Origin of the sequence: Candidatus Liberibacter sp. (assembly GCF_014048425.1) — a bacterium.
Lineage (GTDB): Bacteria > Pseudomonadota > Alphaproteobacteria > Rhizobiales > Rhizobiaceae > Liberibacter.
Window position 1 is genome coordinate 23,209 of the sequence record NZ_JACETX010000014.1, and the last position, 6,000, is coordinate 29,208.

Below are 6,000 nucleotides of genomic sequence, written 5' to 3' on the forward strand. Positions count from 1 at the left end.
AAACCAGATAGATCAAAATCCGTACCAACAATAAAATCGTTTTTATTCAGGAGAAATATATTCCACGAAACGTCCTTTTTGAGCAGAAAACAATTTTCCTGTTTCAATTGTCTGTGATGAGGATAAGCGGGCAATCATTTGTGCAATCTTTTCTGGATGAGGCACAGTTTTAGGATCTTCTTCTGGTTTGGCTTGTGCACGCATAGCAGTGCGCGTAGGTCCTGGATCTATGCTGATAATGCGCAAAGCAGTATTTGCTGTTTCATTCGCCCAAGTGCGCACCAGTGTTTCAACGGCTGCTTTAGAAGCAGAATAAGCTCCCCAAAATGGACGGCACTTATGTGCAGCACCAGATGAAACCATTATGGCTCGGCCAAAATCAGATTTTGTAAGCAAGGGGCTAAAAGAGCGAATAAGATGCCAATTGGCCACGACATTAACTGATAAGACATTTTTAAAAGATGTTTCCTGAATTTTTTCAAGAGGACAAATGGGGCCAAGAATACCAGCATTAGCGATAAGAATGTCTAGTTTTCCCCAGCGTCGTGCAATATATAGCTTTCCTAAATCAATAGCCTGTATATCCTGTAGATCAAATGCGATGATATCTATTTTCTTTTTGAGATTTTGCAAGGTATTGCGGAGTTCTTCTAATTTGCTAATAGTACGAGCACAAGCGATGACATGTGCTCCAGCTTTTGATAATTCTAGGGCGGTATAATAGCCAATACCGCGAGATGCACCTGTGACAAGTGCTAGCCGATTTTTTAAATTCATATTATAGCAGATCTCGTCAGATTTTAAATTGCTCATGAACTGGCCATCATCGATAATTCTTGAGAATCATATTGATTCTTCTGATCTAAGAGAGGGGTTGGATAATCTCCTGTAAAACAGTGATCAGCAAATGCGGGGTTATTTGGGTCACGTGGTAAGCCACAAATAGCTTTATATAAACCGTCAATTGATAAAAATTCCAAAGAATCAACACCAATGAAATCACACATTTCTTGTAGAGAACTACATTTATTTGCAAAAAGTGAATCGGATTCTGGAAGATCTATGCCGTAGAAATCAGGATGCTGTACCATCGGACTTGCTACTCGAAGGTGTACTTCTTTTGCGCCGGAATTTCGTATCAATTGGACGATTTTTACCGATGTAGTTCCGCGGACAACTGAATCATCAATTAGTACCACGCGCTTACCTTCAAGTATTGTACGATTTGCAGAATGTTTCAGTTTAACTCCAAAAGCTCGGATTTGATGAGATGGTTCAATAAAAGTGCGTCCTACATAGTGATTTCGAATGATACCCAATTCAAAAGGAATGCCAGTCTCTTTTGCGTATCCTATAGCAGCAGGTGTTCCGCCATCTGGAATCGGAATGACCATATCTGCTGCAACAGGTGATTCTTTTGCTAGGTTAATCCCCATGTTTCGGCGAGTAACATAAATGCTTCGTCCACTTATCACCGAATCGGGTCGAGCAAAGTAAACATACTCAAATATACACATGCGCTCGGGTTGAGAATGAGAATTTTTATAAGAGTTAATTGTGATAGAGCCATTTTCTTGGATTTCACAAACAACTGTTTCTCCGTTTTCTATATCTCGGATGTATCGAGCTCCGGTGATATCCAAAGCACATGTTTCGGAACAAAAAATAGGTTTTCCATGAAGCTCTCCCATTACTAGAGGGCGAATGCCTACGGGATCACGTGTTGCGATTAATTTCGTTCTTGTTAGAGCTAACATTGCATATGCACCTTGTAGGTGTCCTAAGGCATCAATGAAACGATCCGAAGAAGAATCCTTTTTAGAACGTGCAATAAGATGCAATACAGCTTCTGTATCAGAAGTGGATTGAAAAATAGCTCCTTCGGAAATCAATTGTTTACGTAAAGCTAAACCATTAGTGTAATTGCCATTATGCGCTATAGCGATGCCTCCTTCTGCAAGGTCAGCAAATAATGGCTGTACATTTCTTAAAACCTTATCTCCAGTAGTAGAGTATCGGACATGTCCAACGGCCATGTTTCCTGGTAAAAGAGATAATATTTCTGGATTCGTATAGTGATCTCCAACTAATCCCATATGTCGTTCAGAGTAAAATTTTTTCCCATCAAAAGATGTTATTCCTGCTGATTCTTGTCCGCGGTGCTGAAGAGCGTGTAATCCGACGGCAGTCAAAGTTGCTGCATCTGGATGTCCAAGAATTCCAAAAAGTCCACATTTTTCGTTAAGTTGATTACAACTTTTTTTATCAAAATTGACGGTTTTAAAAGGATATTTCATTTTTTTATACCTTTTAGGGGAATCATTATTTATGCAAAGAGCTATCGGGTAAATCCTATTGTAGAGTTGCATAAGCCGAATATAAGCTTTTTGAGTTATGAAGCTTTTCGTATGTATATACTGCTATGCATGGTAATAACATCTTTATTTGCGGTAAAAGGAAAGAACCGTTTAAGATTTCTAGGGTAAAATTATTGTTAAAATGACTTGTGATCTTTGATTATGTCCAGATTCTTGGCAAGTTGGGTAGATTCAGTAGTTAATGACAACTTATTGACCATAATATCGAGAAAATATTTTGATTTGGAAAAATTAATCCAATCAGGTTCTTTGTTTTTGCTGACCATTAAATTCCAGAAAGAAGTGGCTACTATAAGCACTAATAATCCACGTATTCCTCCAAATAAAAATCCTAAGGATCGATCAAAAGGTTTGGAATGAATTTTATTAATAGGACCTGTAATTATTGCCATAAGGGCAGAAACCAAAATCAGTATAACCAAGAATAATGGCACTACCGTCACTAACATTGCTATTTGCTTGCTTAGGATATAGTGGGATATTATTCCTAATAATAGTGGATATAAATAGTTAGTTGTTGCGAATGCAATAGTCCAATTAGCTATAGAAATTATTTCATGAAACATGCCACGTACCATTGCTAGCATAGCTGAAAATAATATTACGCCAAGGCAGAGAATGTCAAAATATGTAATTCCCATGATATATTTAATTCCTTTGTTTGTTCTTAAGAAACGTCTTTCTTTGTATTTGGAAGATCGGTAATTTGTTTTACGAGATTATTAAGGTTATTGACGAATTTACCATTAATCGCTCCTATTTTACATTCTCCAGAAGGTTGTTCTGGTATAATTCCTAATAAAAAACCAAGTTTTTCTGCTTCTTTTAATCGTTGTTGAGTATATCCAACGGGTCTTATCGCTCCTGATAGGCTGACTTCTCCAAAATATACACAATCACTAGGTAAAGGGATAGAAAGAATAGAAGAAATAAGTGCAGCTGCAACAGCAAGATCGGCAGCTGGTTCAGATATACGATAACCACCTGCTACGTTTAGATGAACGTCATGATTTCCAAATTTTATGCCGCAACGTGCTTCTAGTACGGCTAAAATCATCGCTAATCGAGCAGAATCCCAGCCGACAATAGTGCGTCTAGGCATTCCAAGAGAGGTTTGTATAACCAAAGACTGTACTTCCACTAAAATACAACGTGTTCCTTCGATGCCCGCGAAGACAGCTGCTCCTGGTGATGTAGAGTTTCGCTCGGAAAGGAATATCCTTGAGGGATCTGCAACTTCCTGTAAGCCTTTGTCGGACATTTCAAAAACGCCTATTTCATCTGTCGCACCAAAACGATTCTTCACGCTACGCAATATACGATAATCATACTGTGTATTGCGTGCACTCCCTTCAAAATATAAAACGGCATCCACCATATGCTCAATGACCCGCGGTCCGGCAATTTGTCCCTCTTTTGTAACATGACCAACCAATACCACAGAAACATTGTTTTTTTTCGCATATTGGATAATTGCTTGCACGCTCGTACGCACCTGTATCACTGTACCTGGGGAAGATTCTGCTGTTTGACTCCATAATGTTTGTATAGAATCTATAATCACGACATCCGGTTTTTTACCTTTCGAAAGAGTTGTTAGTATATCTTCAACATTGGTTTCAATAGCGACTTCTACCGCACTATCAATGGTTTTTAGTCGTTGGGCACGCAACCTTATTTGACCTATTGCTTCTTCACCAGAGACATAGATTATATGGTATTTTTTATACGCCAAGGATGCAGCTGCTTGCATTAATAATGTAGATTTTCCAATTCCTGGATCTCCTCCCACCAAAATAACTGAACCACGTACGAATCCTCCTCCCGTAACGCGGTCAAGTTCATTCATGGTGGTTTTAATACGAGATTCCTCCTCTTCGGGTTCATCTGTAAGCAAGACAAGGGGAACAGAGCGGCCTTTTCTAATGGTTTGGTTGAATTTTTGCCCCATTTCTCTCATCGAATTGTCTTCAACAAGAGTATTCCATTCATGGCATGATTCACATTTTCCTGCCCATCGTGAAGAGATTTCACCACAATTTTGACAAAAATATTGAGATCGGAATTTCGCCACGATAGGATGTCTCCTTGAAGTTTTTATGTCAGTAAGTCTGATAGAGATTTTATCTCACTATTTTTATACTATTTAAGAAATTCTTACACGTAATATCTTGCATAACGTATTCCAAGTTTGACAAGAAGTTCATAGTTTGTGGTTCCTGCTGCGAGGGCGATCTCATCCAATTTGATGTTAGGTCCAAAAATTTGGATGTAATCACCGACCTGTATTCCAGGGGCATCAGTGATATCAAACATTGTCATGTCCATTGTTATTTTTCCTAGGATAGGGACAAAATGACCTTTTACAAATCCTTTCCCACCTGAAAGTCGCGATGTGCCATTTTCTGAATCTATTCCGGAGAGGGAGAGGGGATAGCCATCGGAATAACCAATAGCAGCAACTGCTATCAGGCTATCGCGTTTCAGTGTTTTTTCTCCACCATAACTTACGACTTCTCCTGAAAGTGCTTGTCGTATGAGAATGATGCGTGCTTCTGCGGTAACAACAGTTCGCATAGGATGGAGTTTATTGATTGTGTTTGTTCCTCCATAAAGAGAAATTCCAGGACGGGTTAATTGGAAATGATAGTTTTTCCCTAGCAATATTCCTGCTGAAGCGGATAAACTTGCCTCTACTCCTTTATAGTTAGAAACAAAAGAGGAAAATGATTGTAGTTGTGAAAAATTCCTTGGAGAATCTGGATTATCTGCACAAATAAGATGGCTTAGTATCAAGGATAATTTAAAATTTTTTTTAAAAGATAATATTTTTGAAAAATTTAATGCTTTCGCTATATTGATTCCCAATCTATTAAAACCTGTATCAACTTGCAAGGCACAGGGACACGAGGAGCAGTTGGCAATAAATTGAGAGTAGAAATCCAATTGTTCTGAAGAAGCAATAACAGGGATCAAATTTTCTTTTAGTAAAATTTTTTCTTGTCCTGGCCATATACCATTGAGGACAAAAATTGTTGCTTCTGGTATGTGTGGACGTAACCGAGCTCCTTCTTCTACATAGGCAACAAAAAAGTCTTTAGCTCCAGCTTTATAGAGTGTTTGTGCTATTTTTTCAAAACCCAATCCATAAGCATTTCCTTTAACCACTGCTGCTGTTCGCGCAGAGCCAGAAAGTGTATTCATATCATGCCAATTATCCCGAAGAGCTGAGAGATCAATTTTTAGCCGCAGGGAATCATTGTGATGTTCTGGGAGATTCTTGCTATTGTGAGAGGGCATTTGAGCAATATACCTAACCTCAGTTTAAAACTTATCATATTGTTTATACGATGAATCCGCGAGTACAGAGAAGCGCGTAAATTCTGGCTGGAAAGCGAGGCTAACTGTTCCCGTTGGTCCGTGTCGTTGCTTGGCTACAATAATATTGGCAATACCTCTAACTCTTTCTAGATCTTCTTGCCATTTTGTATATGCAAGGACATCGTTCTTATCGGTAGGTTCTTTGTTTTTTACATAATATTCTTCACGAAACACAAAAAGGACCACATCTGCATCTTGTTCAATGGATCCAGACTCACGTAAATCCGAGAGTTGGGGGCGC

At 38.7% G+C, this 6,000-nt stretch carries 6 protein-coding genes; all 6 read right to left on the minus strand.

The features are described 5' to 3' along the window. Positions 1–42: 42 nt before the first annotated feature. Positions 43–777: an SDR family NAD(P)-dependent oxidoreductase gene (locus H0G72_RS02610; protein ID WP_259345109.1), complete on the minus strand. Its 735-nt coding sequence runs from the start codon at positions 775–777 to the stop codon at positions 43–45. Between the two features lie 32 nt (positions 778–809). Next, positions 810–2,297, minus strand: coding sequence for an amidophosphoribosyltransferase (gene purF / locus H0G72_RS02615; protein ID WP_182017241.1), 1,488 nt, complete (start codon positions 2,295–2,297; stop codon positions 810–812). A gap of 197 nt (positions 2,298–2,494) precedes the next feature. Further along, positions 2,495–3,019 (minus strand): CvpA family protein, encoded by a 525-nt coding sequence (locus H0G72_RS02620; protein WP_182017242.1) that lies wholly within the window; start codon positions 3,017–3,019, stop codon positions 2,495–2,497. 26 nt (positions 3,020–3,045) lie between these two features. Beyond that, positions 3,046–4,452 (minus strand): DNA repair protein RadA, encoded by a 1,407-nt coding sequence (radA, locus tag H0G72_RS02625; protein WP_182017243.1) that lies wholly within the window; start codon positions 4,450–4,452, stop codon positions 3,046–3,048. A gap of 83 nt (positions 4,453–4,535) precedes the next feature. Then, a complete protein-coding gene (gene alr / locus H0G72_RS02630; RefSeq protein WP_182017244.1) occupies positions 4,536–5,678 on the minus strand; it encodes an alanine racemase in 1,143 nt (380 codons plus the stop codon). Between the two features lie 24 nt (positions 5,679–5,702). Next, the coding region (locus H0G72_RS02635) for a DnaB-like helicase C-terminal domain-containing protein (RefSeq protein ID WP_310649479.1) at positions 5,703–6,000 on the minus strand (298 nt) is incomplete at its 5' end.

Excerpts from the sequence above, each read along its gene's own strand:
- alr (WP_182017244.1), bottom strand. The coding sequence starts at position 5,678 with ATGCCCTCTCACAATAGCAAGAATCTCCCAGAACATCACAATGATTCC.
- purF (WP_182017241.1), bottom strand. The coding sequence starts at position 2,297 with ATGAAATATCCTTTTAAAACCGTCAATTTTGATAAAAAAAGTTGTAAT.
- H0G72_RS02610 (WP_259345109.1), bottom strand. The coding sequence starts at position 777 with ATGAATTTAAAAAATCGGCTAGCACTTGTCACAGGTGCATCTCGCGGT.
- H0G72_RS02620 (WP_182017242.1), bottom strand. The coding sequence starts at position 3,019 with ATGGGAATTACATATTTTGACATTCTCTGCCTTGGCGTAATATTATTT.